1 pseudogene is annotated in these 251 nt (G+C 48.6%); it reads right to left on the bottom strand.

Annotation, left to right across the window (positions count from 1 at the left end):
• Positions 1-251, bottom strand: a pseudogene (locus tag DP116_RS29690) (1-deoxy-D-xylulose-5-phosphate synthase); the annotation flags it as partial.

The following is a 251-nucleotide window of genomic DNA, read 5'->3' as shown; positions in this document are numbered from 1 at the left end:
ATCGCCTGATTCATACTTCCATTCAGCAACGCCATTCCCGCCCTGTCCATGCAGAAGAAGACAGGCAAGTTTTGAATGCAGACATCATGAATAATTTGGTCGAAAGCGCGTTGCAAGAAGGTGGAGTATATTGCTACGACTGGGCGCATACCCTCACAGGCTAAGCCAGCTGCTAGGGTAACGCCGTGTTGTTCCGCAATGCCGACATCAATATACTGATTGGGCAGCTTTTCTTGCAGCTTATCTAAACC

Origin of the sequence: Brasilonema bromeliae SPC951, assembly GCF_012912135.1 — a bacterium.
In the GTDB taxonomy this organism is placed as follows: Bacteria; Cyanobacteriota; Cyanobacteriia; order Cyanobacteriales; family Nostocaceae; genus Brasilonema; species Brasilonema bromeliae.
This window is presented reverse-complemented; position numbering and strand designations above follow the sequence as displayed.